The organism is Myxococcus dinghuensis (genome assembly GCF_024198235.1).
GTDB lineage: Bacteria > Myxococcota > Myxococcia > Myxococcales > Myxococcaceae > Myxococcus > Myxococcus dinghuensis.
The window spans coordinates 68791-93360 of sequence record NZ_JAKCFB010000027.1 but is presented as its reverse complement, the minus strand read 5'-3'; the positions used below and the strand labels follow the sequence as shown (position 1 = coordinate 93360).

Here is a 24570-nt window from a genome sequence, read left to right as displayed (position 1 = left end):
GGACTGAAGCAGGGTTCGCGTCATCGAAGCGGGGTGGGCGACTCATGTCGTCCGCCTCGCTTCGGTGTATCTCCAGGCGCCGAAGTAGGCCTTGGCCTCGAGCTGTGGTTTCAAGCTCAGCTTGAGGTGGCTCAGGCGCTTGTCGAAGCGGCCCTCGCGCACTTCGTGCCCGAAGTCCTCCGTGCAGGGGACCTGACCGGGCCAGGCGAGCAGGGCCTCGCGCTTGTCGGGCCGACACAGTCCCCGCGCGACGAGCGCGTCGAGCAGGGGGCTCCAGCGGGGCTCCGTGGGCGGCTGGCGGCGGTGGTGGAACGACACCTCCAGCCCCACGGTGGGGAGCACGCGGCTCCCCACGTCGAAGTCGAGCACGAAGCGGTCCGCGAGCGGGCCGAGCCAGTCGAGCAGGGCGTCGAAGTCCTCCCGCGGGCCCTCCCAGCCCACGGCGGCGAGGTAGTCGCGCATGCCGTGGACGGGGATGTCCTTGGCGCAGAAGCGCACGGTGTCGAGCTGGCGCGAGCGGAGGATGCCGAGCGCGAAGGGCTGGGAGCCGGCGGGCAGGGCGTCGATGCAGGCGCGCACGTTGCGCAGCGTCTCGTCCGCCAGCGCGCCGTCGCTCAGCGTCGACAGCGCGGCCGTGGCGATGTCCTGGTGCCTGCGCCGCGCCTGGTGGCCCGTCGCCGTGTCGTGGGGGAGGGGCATCTCCTCCGGGCAGAAGAAGACGACGGGGGCGGGCGGCTCGGGTGGTGGGCCGGCCACGTCGAACTCCAGCCAGAAGCTGTCCACGCCCTGGTGGAGCAGCGAGCCGGGGTCCACCCACTGGCGCGCGAACGTGGTGATGCTCCGCCACAGGGGCTCGCGCGACAGCCGCTCCGGCAGGGCGATGTGCGGGTCCCTGCCCGCGACGATGTCCGGGCCGAGGCTGTCGGCGTTGAGCCAGAAGAAGACGTCGGCGCGCGCGGCCGGGTCCGTCAGTCGCGTCTCCAGGCCGAAGCCGTTGGTGAGCTCCGAGGGCAGCCAGGCCGCAATGGCGCGCACGTCCGCCAGGGCCTCCGGCGCGGTGAGGGGGGCGGGCACCAGGCCTCGCAGCGCGTCGAGCGTGGTGCCCCAGGTGCCGGGGCGCGGCGGGATGTCGGCGGAGCGGGGCTTGCGGCCCGCGGCGGCGCGCCAGCCGCGCGGGGGCGGAGGTGGCGCCTCCCGCGTGGCCTCTGGGGACAGGGCGGCTGTCTTCCACCGGGAGAAGCGGGTGAGCGCCTCGATGCAGGCCGCGGTGCTCACCTGGAGCGAGCCATGGACGCGCCCGCTCGCGTCGGTGAACAGGGGCAGCGCGGGCCACAGCCCCAGCTCGCTCTGCTGCTCCAGCAGGTACTGCGCGAGCTCGTCCACGCGCTCCTCCCAGGTGGGCTCGCCGCGCGCGGGGCCCAGCGTGAGCAGGGTGGTGAGCAGGAGCGCGCAGTCGAGGGCGTTCTCGAGCGCGTCCAGTCGCAGCCGGTGGCCGTCCCGCCACACGATGCGCCGCAGCCCCAGCAGGTCCTCGTCGGCGTCCAGCCACAGGCTCAGGGCGTGGGCGTGGGCGAAGGGGGACACGCGCCAGGCGCCGTCGGGGAGGGCCTCCAGTCCTCCGGTCTCCAGCCCCTGCCCCACGAGGGCGGCGAGGTCCCCGGGGCGCTCGCCGTGGCGCGTGGCGAGGGCGAGCACGTCGACGCGGGCGAGCGTCTCGAGCGCGTCACCACTGCGCGTGGGACGCACGGCCTCCAGGAGCCGCGCCAGGGCCTCCGGCGGTGGCGCGGGCGCGACGCCCCACCGTCCGAGCGCGAGATGGGCGCGCGCGCAGGTGCTCACGCTCGCGGGGGCGTCATCGGACGGGGACTCCCACAGGGGCCACCGGCCCGCGGCGTCGCGCGTGTCCTGGAGGTAGCGCAGGAAGGGGCGCGCGGCGGGCTCCAGCCGCGCCGGCTCGCAGGCGAGGGCGCAGAGCACGAAGGCCGCGGTGAACGGGGAGTCCACCTGCCGCAGCTCGTCCGGGGTGGCGAGCACGAGCTCCGGCGTCCCGGCCTGCTCCAGCGCGGTGATGGCCCGGTCCAGGGCGGTCCGCACGGAGGCGAGCAGGGGCGTCTGCATGGTGGCGCTCACTCGAAGCGGGCGACGAGGCCGCGGGCGTCGACGACGCGCGAGCCCCCGAGTTCGAAGTCGTGGACCGAGTGGAGGCGCAGCACGGGCGTGGGCGCCGCGGCCTCCACCAGGCGGTGGAGCGCGTCGCTGCGGGTGATGACGTGCGCCAGCTCGAAGGTGTCGCCCCCGAGGTCGCGGTAGCGCGTCGCCAGGCCGATGCCCACCGCGGTGCCGTAGAAGGCGATGCCGGCGCCCAGCCGGGCGTACTCGTCGCAGGAGGGGGCGTACCTGTGCAGGAAGTTCAGGCGTCCTCGCAGCAGCTCCAGGGACGCCTCGCAGCGCGGCGAGCAGGGGAAGTGGAAGAGCAGGTGCAACCCGAAGAGGTACGGCAGGCTCGGGTTCATCTCCCGGGGGTAGGGGCCGGTGTCCGGATAGGTGTCCGGCGTCTTGTCGTGGTGCTCGGCGGAGGGGGCGGTGAAGACGCTCGAGCAGCAGGTGGGGTAGCCGAACAGCTCCGCGATGAGGCCGTGCTGTCCCTGCTGCTCGACGAACTCCGCGCCCTCGGTGAGGTCGTCGCTCCGCGCGTAGTACAGCATACCGTGCGTGGCGCCGGGCATGCCCCGGGGGCCCGCGGCGCGGTCGTGGTCCGTGCCCTCCACGCCCGTCACGCGCGGCATGAAGTCGAGCCAGCCGCGCCGCACGTGCAGGCCCAGCGCCTCGAGCGCGGCCGTGGTGGGCTCCAGCTTCTCCAGGGGGAGGATGGAGCGGCCCACGGCGCGCTCGCCCAGGGCCACGGTGATGCAGGTCAGGAAGTCCGACACGCCCAGCAACTGCACGAGCTCGCCCTGGGGCGGGGGCAGGTTGGCGCGGAGCTCCTCGCGGATGGCGCGCGGGAGCGTGGGGTCCGGCGGCGACGAGAGTGGGAGCGTCATGGAGTGGGGCGGGCCAGGCGGGCGTGGGACTTCAGGTGGCGCTCCAGTCCGCGCAGTACCAGCGGAAGAACTGGAAGGCCTCGTCGGACGGGTCGAACTCGAGGCGCACGGGCACCGCGTCGCCCACGTCCACGTCCGCGTTGAGCGGGACCACCCGCGCGCGGCACCAGACGGGCTCCAGCGCGCCGAAGTTGAAGGCGCCCGAGTGGCCGATCTGGAACTGGAACGACAGCGAGGACGGGACCTCGCGCGTCCGTGGGAACAGCGCGGAGACGCTGCCCTGCTCCGGGGCCGCGCCCCACACCAGCACGGACATGGGGGGCTCGTCCGGCGCGCAGCGGACGGTGGCCTCGTGGAAGACGACCTCGCCCTTGCCGGCGGCCGTGGGGACGGCGACGTCCGCCACCAGCGCCTCGAGGTGCAGCCGCTGCGAGGAGCGGATGGGGTAGTCGCACTCCTTGCACATGGGGTGGTCGCGCAGCGTCCCGTCGATGGCGGCGCGGCGCAGGCGCGTCATGCGCGGCCCGTTCCACACCTCGGAGATGCTGTGCTCGCGCAGGTTGCCGTAGCGGTCCAGGTGCTTCCAGTCGTTGCAGCAGAGGATGACGCTGCCGTCCGCGAGCATGTTGAGCGTGTCCACCGGGTAGTGGCAGTGCCCGTAGCTGGTGTCCAGCTCGTGGACGCGGGCGTTCTCCGTCACGCTGTCCACCCGCGTGTTGATGGGGACGAAGCGGACCGAATATCCCATGGCCCCCCAGTAGTCCTGGAACGTCCGGGCCGCGTCGATGGAGGCGGAGTCCAGCACGAACGACAGGCGCACCCGCTGGCGCTGTCCCTGCCAGCCGGTGAGCAGGCCGTGGACGCGCTTCCAGAAGTCGCGGCCGTGGATCTCCTGGTAGCGCCGCGCGTCCGTCGCGTTGACGGACAGGGTGAGGAAGAAGCGCTCGTACGTCATCAGCCGGTCGAGCACCTCCGGCGTCAGCACGCTGCCGTTGCTGACGGTGGAGATGGAGCTGATGGCGTCCTCGGCCGCGTGCGCGTAGTCGACCAGCTCCAGGAACCGCTTGTCGAGCAGCGGCTCGTTCTGGAGCATGATGCACAGCTTCACCTTGCGCCCCGCCGCGCGCACCTCGTCGATGAGGCGGCGGAACAGCGCGGTGTCCAGGCTGATGCCCTCCCGGCCGCCGGCCACGTCGGGGTAGGGGCACATGGGGCAGGTGTAGTTGCAGCGGTTGATGGTCTGGATCTGCAGCTTGCTGGGGAAGCCCAGCAGCCCTGTCGGCGCGGTGACTCCCGGAGTGTCGAGCATGGCGGCGGGGCTCCTCGTCACGCGGCGGCGTCCGTGGACTCGGCGGGTGGGGCGGCGAGCGTCATCAGCGCCTGCTCCATGCCCGGCAGCATGCGGATGAGGGGCAGCGGGTCCTCCACGAGCTTCTGGAAGACCCAGTCGAGGATGCCGAGCACCTGGAGGCACTCGTCGGACTCGTGGGGGCGCGGGGTGGCGTCGCCGGTGCGCGCGTAGTCGAGCACGGGCACCACGCCGCAGTAGGGGTTGTAGGCGCACTCGCGGCACGCCGCGTCGCGGTCGCGCAGCGACAGGTTCATGGTCCGGAAGGTGTTCCGGTCCTCGACGAGCCCCGCGTAGGTGACGTTGCGCACGTTGCCCAGCCCGAAGACGTGCCGCAGCGACCGCGCCTCGTCCGAGGGGACGATCTCCCCGTCGTAGTCGTAGACGATGGAGCCGCTGAAGTCGCCGCAGGGGTTGGACCAGTCGACGTAGCCCACGTCCGTCTTGCTGATGATCTTCGCCATCAGCACGCGCAGCGTCCGCTCGGAGTAGTTCTCGCCGAGCCGCTGGTTCTTCTCGTAGATGTAGTCGAGCGCGGCCAGGTAGTGCTTGAGGAAGTGCTTCACGTCGAAGCGCAGCCCGTTCTTCACCGTGTTGCCCAGGTGCTTGAGCTTGATGACGCCCACGCCCTTGAAGCCCATGTCATGGTAGAAGTCGATGGTGCGCCGGAAGTCCTGGGCGTTGGCGTCGCCCACCACGCACAGCGGCGACGTGCTGAGGATGTCCGGGTACTTCTGCTGGAACTCCTGCAGCTTCTGCATCACGGTGCGGAACGAGCCCGCCCCGCTGCGCGTGACGCGGAAGCCGTCGTGGATGTCCGGCGGCCCGTTGAGCGAGTACGAGACGTTGATGTTGTTCTGGCGGCAGAACTCCATGTGCTGCTCGGTGACGACCATGAGGTTGGTCGTCACGGAGAAGTCGATGAGCTTGCCCACGGTGGCGTTCTGCCGCTTCGCCTCCTCGACGAAGTGGACCATGCCGTCGAAGTTGAGGAACGGCTCGCCGCCCTGGAACTCGAAGGTGATGCGGGGGCTGGGCGTGGACATCGCGAAGCGGATGACCTCGTCGATGGTCTCCTTGCTCATGTCCAGCTGCCGTGCGTCCATCGGCTCCGGGTTCATGTGGCAGTAGGTGCAGTTGAGGTTGCACCGCTTGGTGAGCACCACCAGGTGCAGGCCCGCGCCCAGGAAGGTCTTCAGGTGCCAGGTCTTCAGGTCCTTCATCACCTGCGAGGCGTTGGCCTCCGTGACGATGTGGCCGCTGGACTCCAGCCGCTCGAAGAGCGGCGCGTCCATGAAGATCTCGCTCAGCTGCGCGTCCTCGCTCGAGGAGAGGATCTGCAGCGAGCCCGTGCGCGACAGGCGGACGTGGTGGTCCGGCCCCACCTTGCGGGACGGGTAGAAGTTGGGCAGCCACTCGTCCTTGTAGCGTCGTCCCTCGGTCCTCATGAGACGCCCTCCTTCTCCGCGTAGCGGGCGGCGAGCCGCGCCGTCTCGTTCCAGTCCATGTATTCGGGGCTCATGTTGATGAGCTTCTCGGAGGCGCGGCCGGCGACGGCGGCGATGTGCTCGCGCATGTGGTGGTCGAAGGACTCGTTCTGCTCCCGGGTGACCATGGGCTCGATGAGCTCGTGCTGGGCCACCAGCTCGCGGGCGTACTCCGCGAACATGGGGCGGCCGTGCTCCCGGATGTCCTCGTGGTGCAGCAGCGTGCGGAAGGAGAAGAGGTTGGTGCGGTGCGCGTTGAGCATGTAGCGGAAGCGGTCCGCGGGGAACCCCGCGCGGGCGTGCTGACGCAGGCGCAGCCGGTTGACGGCGAGGAAGGCGTGGATGCCCAGGTGCAGGCCGCGCAGGGGCCGCGGGTCGCTGCGGTAGGGCGAGGCGGCGATCTGCCTCGGGTCGTCCCAGGTGCCGAAGGCGCTGGTGTCCATGATGAGGCTCATGCGCTGGTGCTGCAGCTCGTGGACGATGTCCTCCGCGTGCTTGAAGGCGTCGTCCACGCGCGTGACGAAGATGGGGCTGCCGGGGCCGTACGACGCCGAGCGGTGCACGTGGCGCGTGGGAGGGCCGTTCATGTCCACCAGGGCGGTGAACAGCTGCGGGCTCCAGTCGAGCATCTCCGGCCACAGGTCGCGGACGATGGTGTACGCGGCCTCCGCGCTGTCATGCAGCGACAGCGGCCGGAAGTCCGGGTCGGCCACCTCCTTCTGCAGCTCCTGGGGCGTGGTGCCGGTGATGCCGAGCAGCGCGTTCTCGTCGATGAGCGGGATGTTCCACGACTTCGACCAGGTCAGGGGGCGCTCGGACACGGGGCCCCCCGCGCCGAGCGGCAGCGCCGTGGCCGGCAGCGTCGTGTCGCCGTGGCGCAGGGCGAGCGAGCCCTGGGAGAAGCTCCACTCCACCTTCTGGCCCGCGGCGGCGCCCGGCACCTCCAGCAGCACGTTGCGCCGCAGGTCGTACGCGCGGGGCGGCGTGGTGAAGCGGACCTGGGGGGAGATGCCCTGGCCCCGCAGGTAGCGGCCGATGAGCAGCGCCTGGAGGTTGCCCAGCAGGTTGTCGAGCTGCGTCTCGACCCGCGTGGCGGGGGCGGAGATGGCGTTGAGCAGCGCGAACGAACCCCAGTGGGACATCAGCTCCGTGAGCTGCTCGGGGGCGTGCTGCGCCAGCTCGAGCAGCTCGTTGATGAAGCCCTGCACGCAGGAGGCGCGCTCCGCGCCCAGCCGCGCGCTGGTCTCCGGGGTCTGGAGCTGGCCCAGCAGCGAGTCCATGGTGGTCGCGCGGAACGTCCGGATGCGCTCGCCGACCTGTGACTGCATGCTCGCGTCGAGCGCGACGGGGTAGAGGTAGGCGTCGATGTCGTTCATGCTTGGCTCCAGTCGAACAGGACAATGGAAAGGCGGGTCAGGCGCGACAGCAGTCCGAACAGCGCGGCGTCCACCTCCGCCGCGGGGGCCTCCAGGGCCTGGCTCAGCTCGGAGACGAGGTCGGCGAAGCGCCTGCCGTCGCAGCGCTCCAGCATCAGGGCCTCGAGCTCGGTGAGCGGTTCCTGCCGCAGGCCGTCATGTCCCGGGAAGCACAGCAGCGCGAAGACGCCCTCGGGCGTGGGCGCGCCGGTGAGCAGCGGCACCTGCTCCGTCGTGAGCCAGAGGTGATGGGGGCCGAGCACGACGCGACGCTGGCCCGCCGTCTCGCGCAGCCGCTCCTGGTGCGCGGCGCGCAGCTGCTCGGCCTCCTGGGGCGGATAGGTGGCGAGCGCGCGGAGCTGCTGCGCGAGCAGGCCCAGGCGGAACAGCTTCCGGTCCAGCCACAGGCAGGCGCGCAGCTCCCCGACGAAGGGCTCGGCGGCCCCGGTGGCGTTCTCCAGGAGGCACTCGGCGACGGCGAAGAACGCCGTCTCCAGGCTCTCCGGCTCCGTAGCGGGAGGGATGAGGGCGCACAGGCGGGCGGCGAGGTCGAACGCGCGGCCCTGGACGAGCCTGCGGACGGTGCAGGGCGCGAGCACCCCCGCGGGCGTCTTGTTGGCCTGGGGGCGGCACCGCGCGAGCAGCGCCGCCAGGTCCGCCTGCCCCGCCTGGACCGCGTCGCGCAGGGGCGCGAGTGCCGACAGCCAGTCCGCGAGCGGGGTGCGAGGCCAGCACGACTTCCGGGTGGGCGCGCGGGGATGGTAGCCGCCGAAGTACGTGGCGATGAGCGCGTGGGGGCGGAAGGCGACCGGGCCGGACTGGAAGCGCGCGCCGGGGACCCAGGGCTGGTGGACCAGGAGCCGGTGGGCCTCGTAGTGGAGCCGGAAGGGCGGACGGGTGGTGAGCGCCCGGCCGGGCTCCAGGCGCGCTGACGCGGCGGTCCAGTCCGCCCAGTCCTGGGGGTAGCGCTCCAGGGTGTGCGCCTGGGGACGCGCGGCCATGGAGGCGGTGCCGCCACACGACGCGGCGAGCGCGGGCTGGAGCCACCGGAGGAAGTCCAGCGCCTCCACCTGGTCCATCTGGTTCCAGAAGCCCTGCCACTGGAGCGAGGCTCCGGTGGGGACGAAGGCCACGTCCACGCGGCCCACGTACTCGGCGAGCGCCTCGCGGGTGAGCGCGTCGTCGGCGATGTCGACGGCGTCCAGCATGAGCACGTCGGGACTCTCGACGAGGAACGCGCACTGCTCCTCGCCCTCGGCGGAGCCCCTGGCGGGGAGGATGTGGACCCGGAGCCCGTCCTCCAGCGTGACGACGTCCCCCGGCACGAACGCGTGCAGCTCCCGGAACCCCAGGGACAGCAGCAGCTGACGCGGGCTCACGTCGCACGAGCAGGTGCGAGGGTCCTCGTCGAGGAAGTAGATGGGCGTGCTCGGCGGCAGTCCGAGCAGGCTGGGCGGGTGCAGGTGGTCGTCGTGGCCGTGGGAGAGGAACACCGCGGTCACCGCGGCCAGGTCCTCGCGCAGCCAGCGCGGACACGTCGCGTCGCGGAAACTCAGGTCCTCGCGGACGAGCACCGGGTCCAGCAACACTCGCTGGTTCCCCCGGGAGACGGCGAAGCTCGTATGGCCGAGGTGCTCAATCCAAGTGCTCACTGACTAATCCTGGCTCCACCGCATTACGTGTCATCCTAGTCGTTCAGGCTTGGACACAGTCAACGGGGGGCACAGGAATAGGCAGTTGGTTACGGAAGGCTTGAATTCATGGAGTTTTTGGTATCAGGGCGCGTGCGTCATGGAGGGCCCCCTGGGGTGGGCCGACCTCGCAGGTGGGTGGTGTCGTTCCAGCAGGAGAGGACGGGCTGGGCCGCGGCCCCCTCGAAGCCGAGCGAGCTGATGGAGCCGGTGTCGAGCAGGAACAGCCGGCCCGCGTCGGGCGCGAGGTCCACCCACCGGGCCGCGAGCACACGCAGGAAGTGGCCGTGCGAGAAGATGAGGACATCCCCCGCCACGGCGCGCGCGTCGGTGACGACGCGGTCGGCCCGCTCGCCGATTTGCTCCAGCGTCTCTCCGTGGGGGGCGCCGTACTTCCAGAGGGTCCAGCCTGGCTGCTCGGTGCGTATCTCCGCGCTGGTGCGGCCCTCGTGGTCCCCGTAGTCCCACTCCATCAGGTCGTCGCGCCGGACGGCGACGTCCCCGTAGCCGGCAAGCGCGCACGTCTCCGCGGCGCGGCTGAGCGGGCTCGTCCACACCTGGGCGAAGTTCCAGGCATGGAGAGGGTCTCCGAGGAGGGTCGCCATCTTCCGTCCCTCCTCCAGCAACGGCACGTCCGTGCGGCCGGTGTGCTGGCCGCTGCGGCTCCACGCTGTCTCACCATGCCGGACGAGCACTACCCGAGGTCCACGCGTCTTCATCGCCCGGGAGTGTGCCACCCGCTGGCGAGCGATGCTCGGGCACGGGGGCTCCCGCAGCCGAGTGGACAGTCTGGATTCCGCCTGCGTGACAGGCGATGGCCGGGCTCACCGATGCGCGACACTTGAACGCGTGCGGCGAGGGCCGCACCGTAGGGCCGCCTCGTGTCTCCCAGGAGCCTCCCCATGCGTCAGGTCCGCTCGTCGTTCCCTGTGTCCATCGCGCTCGCGGTGTTGTTCGCGCTCACCCTCACGGTGCCCGGCGACGCGCGACCGCCAGCGGCGGCGGAGAAGCCCGCGAGCACCGAGGGCACGCTGCTGCTGACCATCTTCATGAAGCACGACCAGGGCAAGACGCTGGACGAAATCAATGCCCACCTGGACCGCACGGGCTTCCGGAAGAACTTCCCGCCGCCCGGCGTGGAGGTGGTGTCCTGGTACGTGATGATGGGGGTGGGGCAGGTGGTCACCGTGCGGCTGCCCCCCGAGAAGCTGCGCGACGTGAACCTCGCGTTCGAGAAGGGCGCGTGGGGCGCGTTCCGCACGGAGTTCTACCCGACGTATGACTACCGCCCCGTCTGGGAGAAGACGCGCGCCGGGACGCCGTGACACGGGGGGCGCGCTCGGGGTTGAGTCTCCGACGTACGGGGTTCCTCGCCTATGCTCGCCAGTCGCCGCTCCGCGCCGCCCCACGGGCGTGGCGGTGGCCCCGACCTTCATGACCGCGCCCTCGTCTCCGCCCTCATCGGAAGCCGTCTCATCCTCCAGCGACCGGGAGCCCGTCACCCTCTCCCCGGCGCGTCGCGCGGGGCTCCTCGTGGTGGCGGCGCTGGGACTGACGGCCCTGTTCTTCCACCGGGTGTGGCTGACGGGAGAGATGTTCAGCGCGCGGGACTCGCTGTTCGTCTACCTGCCCGTCTTCCGCGCCTGGAGCGAGCGCGTACTCGCCGGGCAGCTCCCGGAGTGGCTGACGTTGGACGGCATGGGGCAGCCGCTCGCGGGGATGCTGGTGGTCGCGCCATTCCACCCGAGCAAGCTGCTCTATCTCCTGTTCCCGCTCGAGGTGGCGTTCTCGCTCAACATCCTGGTGTGCTTCCCCGTCGCGTTGTTGGGGGGCTACGTGCTCGCGCGGCGATGGGACGTGCCGAGGCAGGGCGCGTTCCTCGCGGGGCTGGCGTATGCCTTCAGTGGCTACCTCGTCTGCATCACGAACAACCTCTGCTACCTGATGGCCGCCGCGACCGTGCCCTGGGCGTTGTGGGCCACGGAGCGGTGGCTGCGCGACAGGCGGGTGGGGCGGTTGCTGGTCGCGGGGGCCCTGCTCGCGCTCGTCCTGTACGCGGGAGACGTCCAGGCCTTCGCGATGACCTATGGCCTGGTCCTGTTGCTTTCGCTGACGGGCGGCGGGGCGACGTGGAGGCGGCGGTTGGGGGGCGCGGCGGTGGCGCTCTCCGTGGGCGTGTTGCTGGCCGCGCCGCAGTTGCTGGCCTCGGCGTCCCTGCTCGGGGTCTCCGCCGCTGGCGCCGAGTCCCTCGAGGCCGCGCAGGAATACGCCCTCCATCCGTTGCGCCTGCTGGAGCCGTTGCTGGGCGCCTATCTCGTCTTCCCCGAGCAGCCGGGCGACCTGTCCGTCGCGTTGGTGGGCCGGCTCATCCCCTCCGGCTTCGCGGGGCTCTGGGTGGACTCCATCCACCTGGGGCCTCCGGTGCTCCTGCTGGCGTTCGTGGGGCTGTGGACCTACCGCAGCGTGAAGCAGGCCTGGGTGTGGGTGGGCGCGTGGCTCCTGGTCCTGGGGTTGTCGCTCGGCGCGTCGACGCCGCTCTACGGCGCGGCGTATGCGCTGCTCCCGCCGTGGCGTGTGTTCCGGTATCCCTCGAAGCTCGTCCCGTTCCTCGCGCTGGGGGTGGTGTTCGTAGCGGCGCTGGGGTGGCGGGCCCTGGTCCAGGACGGCGACGTGGCGCGCCCGAGGCTGCGTCGCGCGGCGGGTGCCTTGACGGTGGGGTGCCTGTTGCTGGCCGTGGCGGAGGGGACGGGCCAGGTGTTCACCCAGGGCCTGCTGGTGCCACGTTGGCCGGACATGCCCCCGGAGGTCGTCGCGCTGCTCTCGTCGCGGTTCGTCACCGCGAGTCTGATGGCCGCGGTCGCCAGCGCGCTGTGTCTAGCGGCGACGTGGGGGATGTCCTCGGCGAAGTGGGGCGGCGCGCTCCTGTTGACGAGCCAGTTCCTCGTGAGCCTCTTCGCCAGCGAGGGACTCTACGAGCTGATGACGCCGGAGGTCCTCACGACGCCGCCACCGTTCGTCGAGCAGGTCCTGGCCCGGACACCTCCCGATGCGAAGGTGCCGGTGCGCGTGTCCTCCCACTTCAACATCGCGCTGCTCCAGGCGGACATCCCGGGGCTCGACCTGCGGCAGCGCAAGTCGCTCGGGGCGGTGCAGACCTTCATGCCGGACACGCCCGCTCTCTGGGGGATGGAGAGCATCGAGACGTTGCTGCCCGCGGCGAGCAAGCGGGTCCGCTCCCTCACCACCGAGCTGACCGAGTGGTACGTCGTCCGCGCCCCCATCTTCTCGCTGGCGTATTCCTCACACCCGAACATCGAGTGGGCGCCGCTGGAGGCCGCGGGCAAGAAGTTGGTGGGAGCGGACCGCTCCATGGGGGCGGTGCTGGTCTCGCATCCCGAAGCGCTCCCGCGCGTCTTCCTGGCCCGGCCCCGCTGCGTCGACCCGGCCGCGGATTCGCGGCCCATGCTCGCGGAGCCCACCGTCCGCAGCGGGCAGGTCGCGCTGGTCGAGTGCGGCGCGCTGGCGTCCTCCCTGGCCACGCAGGACACCGCTCGTGTCCCAGGGCAGGTGCGAATCGAGCGGTACGCGGCGGAGGACCTGTCGTTCGACGTGGAGACCGAGCGCGACGCGGTCCTCGTCGTCAACGACGCGTGGTTCCCTGGGTGGTCCGCCACGGTGGATGGCGAGCCGGCGCCCATCCTGCCCGCCAACGTCGCGGTCCGTGCGGTCCCGGTGCAGGCGGGGCGGCACCGTGTCGTGTTGACCTACCGGGACGCGGCGGCCCGCGCGGGCATGGCGGTGGCGGGGGCGACGCTCTTGACGCTCCTCACGGCGTCGGTGATGGCTCGCCGCCGTCGTGGGCCGGGGCTCGAATCGACCGCCTGACGCGAGCACGCGGGAGGACGGCGAGGCAGGCCCTCTCAGCCGACGCGCGAAGCTCGCGTCGGTGGAGTCCGGTGCCTCGGGTCGAGAGCGGGTTCGCGAGAGGACACCGATGCATGCCGTCGCCCTGTGCTCGGAGCCGACGAAGCCTGGTGCCTCAGGTCAGGAGTGAGCACACGGGAGGGTGCCGATGCATGTCATCCCCCTGTGGTCGGCGGCGTTGAAGCCCGGTGCCACAGGGCAGGAGTGAGCACGCGGGAGGGCGCCGATGCATGTCATCCCCCTGTGGTCGGCGGCGTTGAAGCCCGGTGCCACAGGGCAGGAGTGCGCATGCGGGAGGGTGCCGAGGTGGGCCTTGGGACTCGCCACGAGGGCACCCGGGCGGGCCTTTGGACTCGCCACGCGGTGCCTCGGGTGGGGCGTGAACTCGCGAGGCGCCGCCGCGGGCGACCTTCGGACCCGACGCTCGGTGCCGTCGTTGGCGGCGGCTCCCGGTGCGTCAGGTCGAAACGTTCTGCCTCGGTGACGCGTCGGGCCTCAGCGCTTCAGGCCGCGCTTGATGTTCGCGCAGAGGGCTCGGGCCGCGTCGGGCCCCTCGGCATGGGCGGCGCGAACGAGCGCGCTGCCCACCACCACGCCGTCCGCGTGTGCCGACAACGTGCGTGCCTGCTCCTCGGTGGAGATGCCGAAGCCCGCGACGATGGGGACGGACGCCGCGCGCCGCACCAGGTCCAGTCGCTGGGACAGGTCCGGCGGGAGCTGCGCGCGCATGCCCGTCACGCCCGCCACCGACACGCAGTAGACGAAGCCCCGCGCGTCCTTCGCGATGGCCTCGGCTCGCGCGGGCGGCGTCGTCGGCGCGCAGAGCGGAACGAGGTCCACGCCGGCCGCGTCGAATGTGGCCCTCAAGCTGGCGCTCTCCTCGGGAGGCAGGTCCGGGAGGATGGCCCCCGCCACGCCGCGCTCCTTCGCCAGCTTCGCGAAGCGCTCCTCGCCGAACGCCATGATGACGTTGACGTACGTCATGATGACGAGCGGCGTCTCTGGGCACCGGCGACGGACCTCGGGCACCACCTCGTCCAGCACGCGCCTCAGCGTGGAGCCCGCCTTGAGCGCCCGCTCCGCCGCGCCCTGGATGACGGGCCCGTCGGCGATGGGGTCGCTGAACGCCACGCCCACCTCGACGATGTCCGCGCCACCTTCGACCAACGCGGTGAACACGTCCACCGAGCGCGGCAGGTCCGGGTCTCCGGCCATGGCGTACGCCACCAGCGCGCCCTCGCCACGCGCCTCCGCCCGCGCGAACGCCTTCGCGATTTCACCGCTCACGCCTTCACCCCCACCGCCGGCGGAACGCCTCGCGCCGAAATCGTGGCCACGTCCTTGTCCCCACGGCCCGAGCAGTTGATGACCAGGTACTTGCCCTTGCCCAGCTCGCGCGCCAGCTCCCGTCCGCGCGCGAAGGCGTGGGACGTCTCCAGCGCCGGGAGGATGCCCTCCATGCGCGCTACCTCGTAGAAGGCCGCGAGCGCCTCGTCGTCCGTCGCCGTGCGCACCTCCATCCGTCCCGTCTTCGCCAGGTGCGCCAGCTCCGGTCCCACCCCGGGATAATCGAGGCCGGCGGAGATGCTGTGCGCCTCTTGGATCTGTCCGTCCGCGTCCTGGAGCACCAGCGAGCGCGAGCCGTGCAACACGCCCTCCGTCCCCAGCGTCAACGACGCGCCGTGCTGGCCGGAGTCCAGGCCATGGCCCCCGGCCTCCACGCCGATGAGCCGCACGCCCGCGTCCGCGATGAACGGATGCAGCACGCCCATCGCGTTGGAGCCGCCCCCCACGCACGCGACGATCGCATCCGGCAGCTTGCCGAAGGCCGCCTGGGCCTGGGTGCGCAGCTCCGTGCCGATGATGGATTGGAAGTCGCGGACCACGGTGGGATACGGATGCGGCCCCGCCGCGCTGCCGATGACGTAGTGCGTGTCCGACACCTGCGACACCCAGGTGCGCATGGCCTCGTTCATCGCGTCCTTCAGCGTCCGCGAGCCCGACTCCACCGGCCGCACCACCGCGCCCAGCGCGCGCATGCGGAAGACGTTGAGCGCCTGCCGCTCCACGTCCAGCGCGCCCATGAACACCTCGCAGGGCAGGCCGAACAGCGCGCACGCGGTGGCCGTGGCCACGCCGTGCTGCCCCGCGCCCGTCTCCGCGATGATGCGCTTCTTGCCCATGCGCCGCGCGAGCAGCACCTGCCCCACGGTGTTGTTGATCTTGTGGGCGCCGGTGTGGGCCAGGTCCTCGCGCTTGAGCCACACCTCCGCGCCGCCCCAGGCCTCGGTGAGCCGTCGCGCGGGCGTCAGCGTCGTGGGCCGCCCCACGAACTCGCGCAGCACCCGCGCCACCTCCGCGTCGAAGGTCGGGTCCGCCCGCGCGGCCGCGTAGGCCTCTTCCAGCTCCAACAGGGCCGGCACGAGCGTCTCCGGCACATAGCGACCACCGAAGCGCCCGAAGCGGCCGGTGGCGGTCTGCGTACTCATGACTGTTGCTCCCTGAAGTCGAGGGACCTCGCGGCCCGCACGAAGGCGCGCACCGCGTCCAGGTCCTTGATGCCGGGGGCGGACTCCACCCCGCTGGCCACGTCCACACCGTAGGGCCGCGTCGCGCGCACCGCCTCCGCGACGTTTGCGGGCTTCAGCCCGCCGGCCACCAGCACGGGCACGCCGCTGCCCGACAGGCGCGCCACCAGCGACCAGTCGAAGCCCACGCCGCCCCCGCCATACCCCGGCGCCGCCCCATCCAGGAGCAACCCCGAGACGTCACCCACGCCCACGTAGGCGCGAGCCCGCTCCACGTCCTCCGGCCCCTGGATGCGCAGCGCCTTGATGACGGGCACGCCGTAGCCCGAGCAGGCCTCCGGCGGCTCGTCCCCATGCAACTGCACCACGGTGAGGCCGCACTCCCGCACCTTCGCGCGGATGTCGTCCGGCGCGGCGTTCACGAACACGCCCACCACCGCGCCCAGCGGAGGCCGCGTGCGCGCGAGCGCCGCCGCCGTGGCCACGTCCACGCAGCGGGGGGAGCGCGGATAGAAGTTGAGCCCGAGCGCATCCACCCCGGCCTCCCACGCGGCCCGAGCGTCCTCCAGCCGCGTGACACCACACACCTTCACCTTGAGGCTCACGGCGAACCGTCCTCCTCGCCGAGCAGCCGTCGCAGCGCGCGCCCGGGCTCCACGGCGCGCAGGAGCGACTCGCCCACGAGCACCGCGTCCGCGCCCGCGTCCCGTGCCGCCACCAGCTCCGTCACCGTCTTGAGCCCGCTCTCCGCGACGAGCGCCCGGGCCCGGCTGCGCAGCCGCGGCATCACCCGCAGCGCCGTGCCCACGTCCGTCTTCAACGTGGCGAGGTCGCGGTTGTTGATGCCCACCAGCTCCGCGCCCGCCGCCAGGGCCCGCTCGGCGTGCGCCTCCGTATGGGCCTCCACCAGCGCGGCGACACCCACCGCGCGCGCCGTGGCGAGCATCTCCCGCAGCTCGCCGTCCTCCAGCGCGTCCGCGATGAGCAGCACCGCGTCCGCGCCCCACAGCGCGCTCTCCTCCACCTCGCACGCGGCGACGAGGAAGTCCTTGCGCAGCACCGGCAGCGACACCGCCGCGCGCACCGCCACGAGGTCCTCCAGGTGGCCCCCGAAGTCAGGCCCGTCCGTCAGCACGCTGATGGCGCTGGCGCCGGCGGCCTCGTAGGCCCGGGCCACCGCCACCACGTCCGGATGCGGGAACGCGCCACCCGACGGACTCTTGCGCTTCACCTCCGCGATGACGCTCACCGGCCGTCCCCGCGGACGGCTCCGCAAGGCGCCCGCGAAGTCGCGCGCGGCCGGACGCGGGCGGGGCGCCATGGGCGGCCGCTCCGCCAGTTCCCGGCGCTTGCGCGCCATGATGAGGTCCAGCGTCCCCGGCGTGGCCGAGGACCCGGTGCTTCCATCCTGGGGGCCGCTCACGACACGGCCCCGTGGATGAGCGCGGCGAGCTTGCGCGACGCCGCCCCCGTATCGATGGCGGTCTCCGCCAGGCGCACGCCCGCGCGCAGGTCGTCCACCTGGCCCACGACGACGAGCGCCGCCGCCGCGTTGAGCAGCACCGCCGTGCGCAGGCCCGAGCGCTCGCCCTCGAGCAGCGAGCGCAGCCGCTTCGCGTTCTCGTCCGCGTCACCACCGGCGATGGACTCGCGCGCGACGACCTCCAGGCCGGCGTCCTCGGGCCGCACGGTGAACGTGCGCACCGTGCCGTCCTCTCTCAGCTCCGCCACCTCCGTGGGCGCGCAGGGCGAGATTTCATCCAGCCCGTCGTGGCCGTGCACCACCCAGGCGCGCCGGCTGCCCAGCCGCCCCAGCACGCGCGCGGTCTGCTCCACGCGCTTGCCGTCGAAGGTGCCCAGCAACTGGAAGCGGGCGCCCGCGGGGTTGGTCAGCGGCCCCAGCAGGTTGAACACGCTGTGGAAGCCCATGTCCCGCCGCGCCTGCGCCACGTGGCGCAGGGCCCCGTGGTGCGAGGGTGCGAAGAGGAAGCCCACGCCGTGCTCGTCGATGTCCTGCGCGACGCGCTCGTGCGGACGCTCCATGGACACACCCAGCGCGGCCAGCACGTCCGCGCTGCCACACCGGCTGGAGACGGCGCGGTTGCCGTGCTTGGCCACCGTGACTCCGGCCCCGGCGGCCACGAAGGCCACCGCGGTGGAGATGTTGAAGGTGTGCGCGCCGTCACCGCCCGTGCCGCACGTGTCGAGCACCACCTGGGCCCGGGGCGTCAGCTTCGTGGCGCAGGCCCGCATGGCCTCCGCCGCCCCGAGGATCTCGTCCTCCGTCTCACCCTTCATCTTGAGCGCGGTCGCGAGCGCGCCCACCTGGGCAGGCGACGCCTCTCCCGCGAGCATCAGGCCCATGACCCGGGCCATCTCCTCGCGGGTGAGGTCGCGCCGGCCCACCACCTTGCCGAGCGCTTCCTTGAGCGTCATGGCCTATCCCAGTCGCACGACTTCGCGGCCCATGGCCTGCGCAATCGCACGCACCTCGTTCATGGCCTTGTCGAACTCCGGGAAGTCCAAGGACTGCGCGCCGTCCGACTTGGCGCGCGGCGGATCCGGATGCACCTCGACGATGATTCCGTCCGCGCCCACGGCCACCGCGGCGCGCATCATCGCCGGGACGGCCTTGCGCACGCCGATGCCGTGCGACGGGTCCACGAACACGGGCAGGTGCGACAGCGCCTTGAGCATGGGCACCGCGTTCAGGTCCAGGGTGTTGCGCGTCATCGTCTCGAAGGTGCGGATGCCGCGCTCGCAGAGGATGACCTGGGTGTTGCCGCGGGCGACGATGTACTCGGCCGCCATCAGCAGCTCCTTGATGGTGGCGCTCATGCCGCGCTTGAGGAGCACGGGCTTGCGGCGCTCGCCCACGGCCTCCAGCAGGCTGAAGTTCTGCATGTTGCGCGCGCCAATCTGGAGGATGTCCGTGGCGTCGGCCACCGCGTCCAGCGTGGCGGTGTCCTTCACCTCCGTGGTGACGAGCAGGCCCGTCTCCGCGCGCGCCTCCGCCAGCAGCGCCAGCCCGTCGCCCTTGAGGCCCTGGAACTCGTAGGGGCTGGTGCGGGGCTTGAACGCGCCGCCACGCAGCATGGTGGCGCCGGCCTTCTTCACCGCGTGCGCGGTGGAGAGGATCTGCTCGCGCGACTCCACCGAGCACGGCCCGGCGATGACGTGGAACGCGGCGCCGCCGAGGGTCAGGTCACCCACGCGCAGCTGGGTGTCGTCCGGCTTCACCTCGCGGCTGACGAGCTTGAACGGCTGGGACACGGCGACGGCGTCCGCGACGCCAGGGAGGACCCGGAAGGGCTCCGGTTCGACGGCGCCCGGGTTGCCGGTGATGCCGATGGCCGTGCGAGTGCCCCCTGGAATCGCGTGCGGTTGCCAGCCACGACGGCGGATCTCGTCGTTCACACGCTCGATGTCCTGGGCCGTCGCGTCTGGTCGCATCACGATCAACATGGGGATACCCGCTCTCTCTGTCCGTCGGTTCTTCTGTTGGGTTGTCGAGGCTCGCCGGGGAATCCGGCGAGGAAGTCCCGAGGCTAACCGGGACTGCTGACTCCGTTCTGCATCAACTGTCCGCTCGCGAGCAACCAGCCCCGCGGCCGAAGCCCCGTCTTGCCGTGGGGCGGGGGGCCGCACAGCATGGAGGCACGCCAGCGTGGATGTGGGAGAGGTCGCGTGTCGAACCCGGACGTCATCGTGGTGGGGGCAGGGTTGTCGGGGCTGGCGTGCGCGCGGGCGCTCGTCCAGTCCCGGGTGAAGGTGATGCTGCTGGAGGCCTCGGATGCGCCGGGCGGCCGGGTCCGCACGGACGTCCTGGAGGGCTTCCTCCTGGACCGGGGATTCCAGGTGTACCTCTCCGCCTATCCGGAGGGGCGGCAGGTGCTGGACCTGGAGGCGCTGCGGCTGCGGCCCTTCGTCCCGGGGGCCAAGGTCCGCCGGGGTGGGCGGCTGCACACGGTGGTCGACCCCCTCCGCCGGCCGCTGGCGGGGCTGGGGCAGGTGTTCGGGCCGGTGGGCACGTTCGGGGACAAGCTGCGTGTCCTGGAGATGCGGCAGCTCTCGCGCTCGGGGGAGGACGAGGACGTCTGGTTGCGGCCCCAACGTCCTTCTCGGCGCTACCTGGAGGAGGTGGGCTTCACGGGGGAGATGGTGGAGGGGTTCCTCCGGCCGTTCTTCGGGGGCGTGTTCCTGGACCGGGCGTTGACCACGTCCAGCCGCTTCCTGGAGTTCGTCTTCCGGATGTTCGCCTCGGGGGCGGTGGGGGTGCCGGAGGAGGGGATGGGGGCGATTCCCGCGCAGCTCGCGGCGAAGCTGCCCACGGGGGTGTTGCGGATGCAGGTGCCGGTCTCGGACGTGTGGGGGCACCGGGTGCGGCTGGAGGATGGGGAGCAGGTGACGGCGAAGGCGGTGGTGGTCGCCACGGAGCCGACGCGCGCGGCGGCGCTGTTGCCCGGCATGCCGGTGCCGACGATGAACGCGGTGACGTGTCTGTATTTCGCGGCGCCGGAGCCGCCCGTGACGGGGCCGTGGCTCGTGCTCAACGGGGAGGGGAGGGGCGTGGTGAACCAGCTCGCGGTGATGAGCGAGGTGTCACCCGCGTACGCGCCGAAGGGGCAGGCGCTGGTCTCCGTGTCGGTGCTGGGGGTGTCGTCGGATGAGCCGGCGTTGCGGGCGCGGGTGGTCGCGGAGCTGACGGAGTGGTTCGGTTCGCAGGTGGCGGGGTGGCGGCACCTGCGCACGTATTCGCTGCCCTTCGCGTTGCCGGCGCAGACGGTGGACGCGCTGGAGCCTCCGCACCGGCCCGTGCGCTTGTCGCCCGGGCTGTTCGTCTGTGGAGACCACCGGGACAGCGCTTCCATCCAGGGGGCGTTGGTATCGGGCCGGCGCGCGGCGGAGGCCGTGCTGCGGGACTTCGAGATGTGAGCGATACATGCGGCTTCATTGCGGCCGCATGTCGCGGTGACTGTCTCCGAGGAGCCTCGTCGCTCGTATGAAATCTCTTCCGAGGAGTCTCAGCGAGCGCGGCCCGTCTTCTTCTTCGTGGCCGCGCGGCCCGTCTTCTTCTTCGCGGCCTTCGCGGCGGTCCGTGCTTTCCCGCGCGCGGCGCTCGAGCGCTTCTGGCTGGCCGCGGCGCTCACGCGCTTGCGGCTGAGGGCGCCCCCTGCGCGCTTGCGGCTCGCGGTGGGCTTGCGGCGCTGCGTGGCCTCCTCGTCACGCTTCGCACCCGCCTTCTTGGCGCGAGACTGCTTGCGCGCCGGACCCCGCTGGCGCGCCCCACGGGCCTGGGCCCGCTTCCCACGCGCGCCTCCACGCTTGCGCCGGTTGCTCGTCGTCGAAGCGGTCTCCGCTGCCTCCGTGGTCGACCCCTCGCTCACGGGCTCGGCGACGACGGCCTCGGGCGCCGCCACGCTGGCGTCGGCCGGGGCCGGGGCCGGCGTCTCGCTGGCCGTCTCCTCCTTCACGGGTGGGCTCGCCACGACGGGCGCCGTCCTCGCACGGGGCCGGGGCGCGCGGGTCGCAGTGCCCGCCCCGCGAGGACGACCCCGAGGCGCGCGCGCGAGGCCCAGGTCGTCCTCCGCGCCCACGTCCTCCCACTGGAGCGGGAAGTCGTCGCTCGTCAGCGGACCGGCGGCCAGCAGCAGCGGCGCGGCCAGCTCGTCGGCGCCGGAGGCCACCGCCGCCATCGCCGTCACCAGGCTCAGCGTCGTCGGCGCCGCGCCACCCAACGGATAGAGCGCCACGGACCCCATGTCGTGCCAACCCACCAGCAGGTAGCGGAACGCGTCCGGGTACTTCGCGCGCATCGCGCTCACCACGAGGACGAAGGAGTTGAAGCCCCCGTCATCGAACCGCACCAACCACTGGTTTCCGAGCGACTGCCGCGCCCGGCGATAGGGCTTGCCCAGCTCGGCTCGGAGCGCGCCCTGGATGGCGGCGCGCTCGGAGGGAGTCGCCGTCGGGAGGATGTCGCAAGTGAATGCCGCGAAGGAGGTCTGATGGCCCATCCGGCCATCATTCCCTATCACTCACAAAGATGTCGATGGGGCCACCGGGCAGCATGACCCGGAGGGGCCCGGGACTCCCGGGCCCCTCACTTCATGTCAGCTCGCCGCGGAGACCGGCTGGGTGTCTTTCGCCTCGGGGGCGGACACCTTCACCGCCTGCCCCGCCACCTGCGTCAGCAGCGACGTCAGCCGCCGCGCGAAGCGGTTCGGGTCGGAGATGGTGCTGCCCTCGGTGAGCAGCGCCTGGTCGTGCAGCAGCTCGATCCACTCGGACACCTGGGCCTCGGCGGGGTTCGCCTCGTACACCGCCTTGAGGTGCTCGATGACCGGATGCTTGGGATTGACCTCCAGGATGCGCTTCATGCGAGGCATCGCCTTGCCGCGCTGCTGGAGCAGCCGCTCCAGGTACGCGGGCGAGCCGCCCTCGGGCACCACCAGGCACACCGGCGAGTCCGTGAGCCGGTCCGACACGCGCACCTCGCGCACCGACTCCTGGAGCACGTCCTTCATCTTCGACGTCAGCCCCTTGAGCCCCTCGGCGCGCTGCTCCTGCTCCTTCTTCTGCTCGTCCGTGGCCTGCAGCTTCAGGTCCGCCTGGAGCGCGGAGACCAGCGGCTTGCCCTGGAACTCCCGCAGCCCCTGCGCCGCCCACTCGTCCACCGGGTCCGTCATGAAGAGGACCTCGTAGCCGCGCTGCTTCAGCGCCTCCAGATGCGGGCCGTCCTCCACCGCCTTCCGGGACTCGCCGTACACGTAATAGAGCGCCTCCTGGCCCTCCTTCATGCGCGACACGTAGTCCGCCAGCGACGTGAGCCCCTCGCCGTGCGTGCTCTCGTAGCGCAGGAGCCCACCCAGCTTGTCCTTCTGCTCCGCCTCGCTGGCCAGGCCCTCCTTCAGCACCGTGCCGAAGGCCTTCCAGAAGACCGTGTAGTCCTCCGGCTTGTCCTTGGACAGCTTCTCCAGCAGGTCGAGCGACTTCTTCACCACGTGCTTGCGGATGGCGCGCACCACCTGCGAGTCCTGCAACAGCTCGCGCGACACGTTGAGCGGCAGGTCATCCGAGTCGATGACGCCGCGCACGAAGCGCAGCCACAGCGGCACCAGCTCCTCGCAGCGGTCCATGATGAACACGCGCTTGACGAACAGCCGCACCCCGCGCTGCTGCTGCGAGTCCAGGTCGAACGGCGGGTGCTTGGGGACGAACAGCAGCCCGGTGAACTGCTGGTTGCCGTCCGCCTTGAAGTGCGTCCACGCCAGGGGCGGCTCCCAGTCGTGCGTCAGGTGCTTGTAGAACTCCTGGTACTGCTCGTCGGTGATGTCGGACTTCGCGCGCTGCCACAGCGCGCTGGCCTTGTTCACCACCTCCAGCGCCGTCTCCGTCTTCTCGTCGGCGCCCGAGCCCGTGTGCTTCGTCACCTGGAGCTTGATGGGGTGGCCGACGTAGTCGGAGTACTGGGTGATGAGCGAGCGCAGCCGGTACTCCTCCAGGAACTCCTTCTGGTCCTCCTTCAGGTGGAGGATGACGGAGGTGCCGCGGGCGGCGCGCTCGGCGGGCTCCACGGTGAAGGTCCCGTGCGCCTCCGACGACCAGCGGAACGCCTGGGTGTCCTTGCCGGCGGGACGGCTCACCACCTCCACCTGGTCCGCGACGAGGTAGGCGCTGTAGAAGCCCACGCCGAACTGGCCGATGAGCTGCACGTCCTTCTGTCCCCGCTGGGCGGCAAGCTGCAGGAACTCCCGCGAGCCGGAGTGGGCGATGGTGCCCAGGTTCTTCACCAGCTCGTCATGGCTCATGCCGATGCCGGTGTCCTCGATGGTCAGCGTCCCCTGCTGTTCGTCCGGGACGATGCGCAGCTCCAGCTCCGGCGCGTCGGAGAGCAGCTCCGGCTCCGTGATGGCCCGGAAGCGCAGCTTGTCGAGCGCGTCGGACGCGTTCGACACCAGCTCACGCAGGAAGATCTCCTTGTGGCTGTAGAGGGAGTTGATGACCAGGCTCAGGAGCTGGTTGATCTCCGCCTGGAAGGCATGGGTTTCCCGCTGGGGGACGTTGTCGACCGACATGTGGCAATGGCCTCCGGGCGCACCGTGGGCGCCGAGCGTCGTCTCCCATAACCATGCCCCGGGACTTGTCGAGGGATTTGGTGCCCGGGAGCATGCCGGAAGGGCGGACCCGCGACGGCCGGGCCCCCGGGCAACCTCTTCGGGGAGGTCAGAGGGGAGGGTAGATGGGCGGGTAGTTGTACCCGAAGTTGCTGTCCCAGTACGTCTGTCCGTTCACCTCATAACGGACGTAGTAGAGCAGCGCGCCGTTGGTGACGGCCGGAATCCGGGCGAACCAGCGCTCCACGCCCTGGACATTGGGGCTGGAGATGTAGCCGTAGCCCACCGTGTAGCCGGGGACGAAGGACGCGGCGACCTCGTTCGTCGTGACCCACCCGTCCGTGCTGTACACCACCTTGACGGCCTTCGAGTAGGCGAGGTTCTTCACGTCGATGTTGATGTCCACGTCGCCGTTGGCCTGCCAGTAGCTGTTCGCCACCAGCACGTTCTCCCGCGTCAGGAGCGGCCCGTCGAACCGGCCCAGGGTGTAGTTGGCCCCCTGGTTGTTGTCCCAGTACGTCTGCCCATTCACCGTGTACTTCGCCACGAACTCCAGGTCGCGCGTGGGCTGCGGGTCCGTGCCCCAGCTCTGGTATTGCCGCGTCACCTTCCACAGCTCCTCGCCCGCGCCCGCCGGTCCGGAGTAGCTCAGCGCCAGGTCCGCCCAGGTGCCGTCCGGCTGCTTGTGATGGATGGCGACCTGCTTGTCGTAGGCGAGGTTCTTCACCACCACCAGGTACGTGACGTCCTGCCACGTCTGGCCATGGTAGCTGCTCTGCATGCTCACCGCCTTGAGCAGCCGGACCTCGTCCGCCGCGAGCGCGGAGGCGGAGGAAAGGCAGACGGCGAACCCCGCCAGGAAGGACACCACCGCGCGCCAACGGGACAGGAGGGGGATTGGATTCATCATTCTCTGCGCTCCATGAATCCTGGGGAATCCAGGTTGGCGCATGTTGTCAGGCCGCACCGACGCGCGTCGCGGCCGGCGCACGGCGACCGTCCGCGTTGAAATGTTCTGA

General features: G+C 71.5%; 19 protein-coding genes. 3 read left to right on the top strand and 16 right to left on the bottom strand.

All coding sequences use genetic code 11. The features are described 5' to 3' along the window. Positions 1–42 precede the first annotated feature (42 nt). The 7 genes from LZ198_RS29125 to LZ198_RS29095 form a co-directional block, all read right to left on the bottom strand. Entirely contained in the window at positions 43–2118 is a 2076-nt protein-coding gene (locus LZ198_RS29125; RefSeq protein ID WP_253975359.1) for a hypothetical protein, read from the bottom strand. Between the two features lie 8 nt (positions 2119–2126). Continuing rightward, on the bottom strand, positions 2127–3041 hold the full coding sequence (locus LZ198_RS29120) for a hypothetical protein (RefSeq protein WP_253975358.1): 915 nt from the start codon (positions 3039–3041) through the stop codon (positions 2127–2129). 31 nt (positions 3042–3072) lie between these two features. Next, entirely contained in the window at positions 3073–4350 is a 1278-nt protein-coding gene (locus tag LZ198_RS29115; RefSeq protein WP_253975357.1) for a radical SAM/SPASM domain-containing protein, read from the bottom strand. 17 nt (positions 4351–4367) lie between these two features. Further along, on the bottom strand, positions 4368–5837 hold the full coding sequence (locus LZ198_RS29110; RefSeq protein WP_253975356.1) for a radical SAM protein: 1470 nt from the start codon (positions 5835–5837) through the stop codon (positions 4368–4370). Continuing rightward, a complete protein-coding gene (locus tag LZ198_RS29105) occupies positions 5834–7252 on the bottom strand; it encodes an aKG-HExxH-type peptide beta-hydroxylase (RefSeq protein WP_253975355.1) in 1419 nt (472 codons plus the stop codon). Before LZ198_RS29105 ends, LZ198_RS29110 begins: the two co-directional genes overlap by 4 nt. Next, positions 7249–8943 (bottom strand): MBL fold metallo-hydrolase, encoded by a 1695-nt coding sequence (locus LZ198_RS29100; protein WP_253975354.1) that lies wholly within the window; start codon positions 8941–8943, stop codon positions 7249–7251. The genes LZ198_RS29105 and LZ198_RS29100 overlap by 4 nt, the downstream gene beginning before the upstream one ends. A 137-nt stretch (positions 8944–9080) precedes the next feature. Next, the gene (locus LZ198_RS29095) at positions 9081–9701 is read right to left on the bottom strand and encodes a histidine phosphatase family protein (protein ID WP_253975353.1); all 621 of its coding nucleotides are present in this window, start codon (positions 9699–9701) and stop codon (positions 9081–9083) included. A gap of 183 nt (positions 9702–9884) precedes the next feature. Between LZ198_RS29095 and LZ198_RS29090 the strand changes: the two genes are divergently transcribed. Both LZ198_RS29090 and LZ198_RS29085 read left to right on the top strand, forming a co-directional pair. Next, positions 9885–10307 carry a hypothetical protein gene (locus tag LZ198_RS29090; RefSeq protein ID WP_253975352.1) on the top strand — a complete coding sequence of 141 codons (423 nt, stop codon included), beginning with the start codon at positions 9885–9887 and terminating at the stop codon, positions 10305–10307. A gap of 109 nt (positions 10308–10416) precedes the next feature. Next, on the top strand, positions 10417–12867 hold the full coding sequence (locus LZ198_RS29085; protein ID WP_253975351.1) for a YfhO family protein: 2451 nt from the start codon (positions 10417–10419) through the stop codon (positions 12865–12867). A 534-nt stretch (positions 12868–13401) separates the two neighbouring features. Here LZ198_RS29085 and trpA read toward each other — a convergent pair. From trpA to aroF, 6 genes are read right to left on the bottom strand one after another with little or no spacing between them, the layout of a single operon-like run. Then, the gene (gene trpA / locus LZ198_RS29080; protein WP_253975350.1) at positions 13402–14193 is read right to left on the bottom strand and encodes a tryptophan synthase subunit alpha; all 792 of its coding nucleotides are present in this window, start codon (positions 14191–14193) and stop codon (positions 13402–13404) included. Continuing rightward, positions 14190–15395, bottom strand: coding sequence for a tryptophan synthase subunit beta (gene trpB, locus LZ198_RS29075; RefSeq protein WP_253975349.1), 1206 nt, complete (start codon positions 15393–15395; stop codon positions 14190–14192). The genes trpA and trpB overlap by 4 nt, the downstream gene beginning before the upstream one ends. Next, positions 15392–16039, bottom strand: a complete 648-nt coding sequence (locus LZ198_RS29070) for a phosphoribosylanthranilate isomerase (RefSeq protein ID WP_253975348.1) — start codon at positions 16037–16039, stop codon at positions 15392–15394. The genes trpB and LZ198_RS29070 overlap by 4 nt, the downstream gene beginning before the upstream one ends. Further along, positions 16036–16794, bottom strand: a complete 759-nt coding sequence (locus tag LZ198_RS29065) for an indole-3-glycerol phosphate synthase TrpC (RefSeq protein ID WP_253975386.1) — start codon at positions 16792–16794, stop codon at positions 16036–16038. Before LZ198_RS29065 ends, LZ198_RS29070 begins: the two co-directional genes overlap by 4 nt. A gap of 59 nt (positions 16795–16853) precedes the next feature. Then, complete coding sequence (gene trpD / locus LZ198_RS29060; RefSeq protein ID WP_253975347.1) at positions 16854–17870, bottom strand: anthranilate phosphoribosyltransferase; 1017 nt, start codon at positions 17868–17870, stop codon at positions 16854–16856. 3 nt (positions 17871–17873) lie between these two features. Then, complete coding sequence (aroF, locus tag LZ198_RS29055; protein WP_253975346.1) at positions 17874–18899, bottom strand: 3-deoxy-7-phosphoheptulonate synthase; 1026 nt, start codon at positions 18897–18899, stop codon at positions 17874–17876. Positions 18900–19121: 222 nt separating this feature from the next. Here aroF and LZ198_RS29050 point away from each other — a divergent pair, with 222 nt between their 5' ends. Further along, positions 19122–20369: an NAD(P)/FAD-dependent oxidoreductase gene (locus LZ198_RS29050; protein WP_253975345.1), complete on the top strand. Its 1248-nt coding sequence runs from the start codon at positions 19122–19124 to the stop codon at positions 20367–20369. A gap of 89 nt (positions 20370–20458) precedes the next feature. Here the strand turns inward: LZ198_RS29050 and LZ198_RS29045 are convergent, their stop codons facing one another. From LZ198_RS29045 to LZ198_RS29035, 3 genes are all read right to left on the bottom strand, one after another. Continuing rightward, complete coding sequence (locus LZ198_RS29045) at positions 20459–21451, bottom strand: hypothetical protein (RefSeq protein WP_253975344.1); 993 nt, start codon at positions 21449–21451, stop codon at positions 20459–20461. A gap of 96 nt (positions 21452–21547) precedes the next feature. Further along, entirely contained in the window at positions 21548–23512 is a 1965-nt protein-coding gene (htpG, locus tag LZ198_RS29040) for a molecular chaperone HtpG (RefSeq protein WP_253975343.1), read from the bottom strand. Positions 23513–23660: 148 nt separating this feature from the next. Next, on the bottom strand, positions 23661–24461 hold the full coding sequence (locus tag LZ198_RS29035) for a CBM21 domain-containing protein (RefSeq protein ID WP_253975342.1): 801 nt from the start codon (positions 24459–24461) through the stop codon (positions 23661–23663). Positions 24462–24570: the final 109 nt, after the last annotated feature.

Coding starts and splice junctions, on each gene's coding strand:
- LZ198_RS29125 (WP_253975359.1), bottom strand. CDS start 2,118: ATGCAGACGCCCCTGCTCGCCTCCGTGCGGACCGCCCTGGACCGGGCC.
- LZ198_RS29120 (WP_253975358.1), bottom strand. CDS start 3,041: ATGACGCTCCCACTCTCGTCGCCGCCGGACCCCACGCTCCCGCGCGCC.
- LZ198_RS29115 (WP_253975357.1), bottom strand. CDS start 4,350: ATGCTCGACACTCCGGGAGTCACCGCGCCGACAGGGCTGCTGGGCTTC.
- LZ198_RS29110 (WP_253975356.1), bottom strand. CDS start 5,837: ATGAGGACCGAGGGACGACGCTACAAGGACGAGTGGCTGCCCAACTTC.
- LZ198_RS29105 (WP_253975355.1), bottom strand. CDS start 7,252: ATGAACGACATCGACGCCTACCTCTACCCCGTCGCGCTCGACGCGAGC.
- LZ198_RS29095 (WP_253975353.1), bottom strand. CDS start 9,701: ATGAAGACGCGTGGACCTCGGGTAGTGCTCGTCCGGCATGGTGAGACA.
- LZ198_RS29090 (WP_253975352.1), top strand. CDS start 9,885: ATGCGTCAGGTCCGCTCGTCGTTCCCTGTGTCCATCGCGCTCGCGGTG.
- LZ198_RS29085 (WP_253975351.1), top strand. CDS start 10,417: ATGACCGCGCCCTCGTCTCCGCCCTCATCGGAAGCCGTCTCATCCTCC.
- trpB (WP_253975349.1), bottom strand. CDS start 15,395: ATGAGTACGCAGACCGCCACCGGCCGCTTCGGGCGCTTCGGTGGTCGC.
- LZ198_RS29065 (WP_253975386.1), bottom strand. CDS start 16,794: ATGGCGCGCAAGCGCCGGGAACTGGCGGAGCGGCCGCCCATGGCGCCC.
- trpD (WP_253975347.1), bottom strand. CDS start 17,870: ATGACGCTCAAGGAAGCGCTCGGCAAGGTGGTGGGCCGGCGCGACCTC.
- aroF (WP_253975346.1), bottom strand. CDS start 18,899: ATGTTGATCGTGATGCGACCAGACGCGACGGCCCAGGACATCGAGCGT.
- LZ198_RS29045 (WP_253975344.1), bottom strand. CDS start 21,451: ATGGGCCATCAGACCTCCTTCGCGGCATTCACTTGCGACATCCTCCCG.
- htpG (WP_253975343.1), bottom strand. CDS start 23,512: ATGTCGGTCGACAACGTCCCCCAGCGGGAAACCCATGCCTTCCAGGCG.
- LZ198_RS29035 (WP_253975342.1), bottom strand. CDS start 24,461: ATGATGAATCCAATCCCCCTCCTGTCCCGTTGGCGCGCGGTGGTGTCC.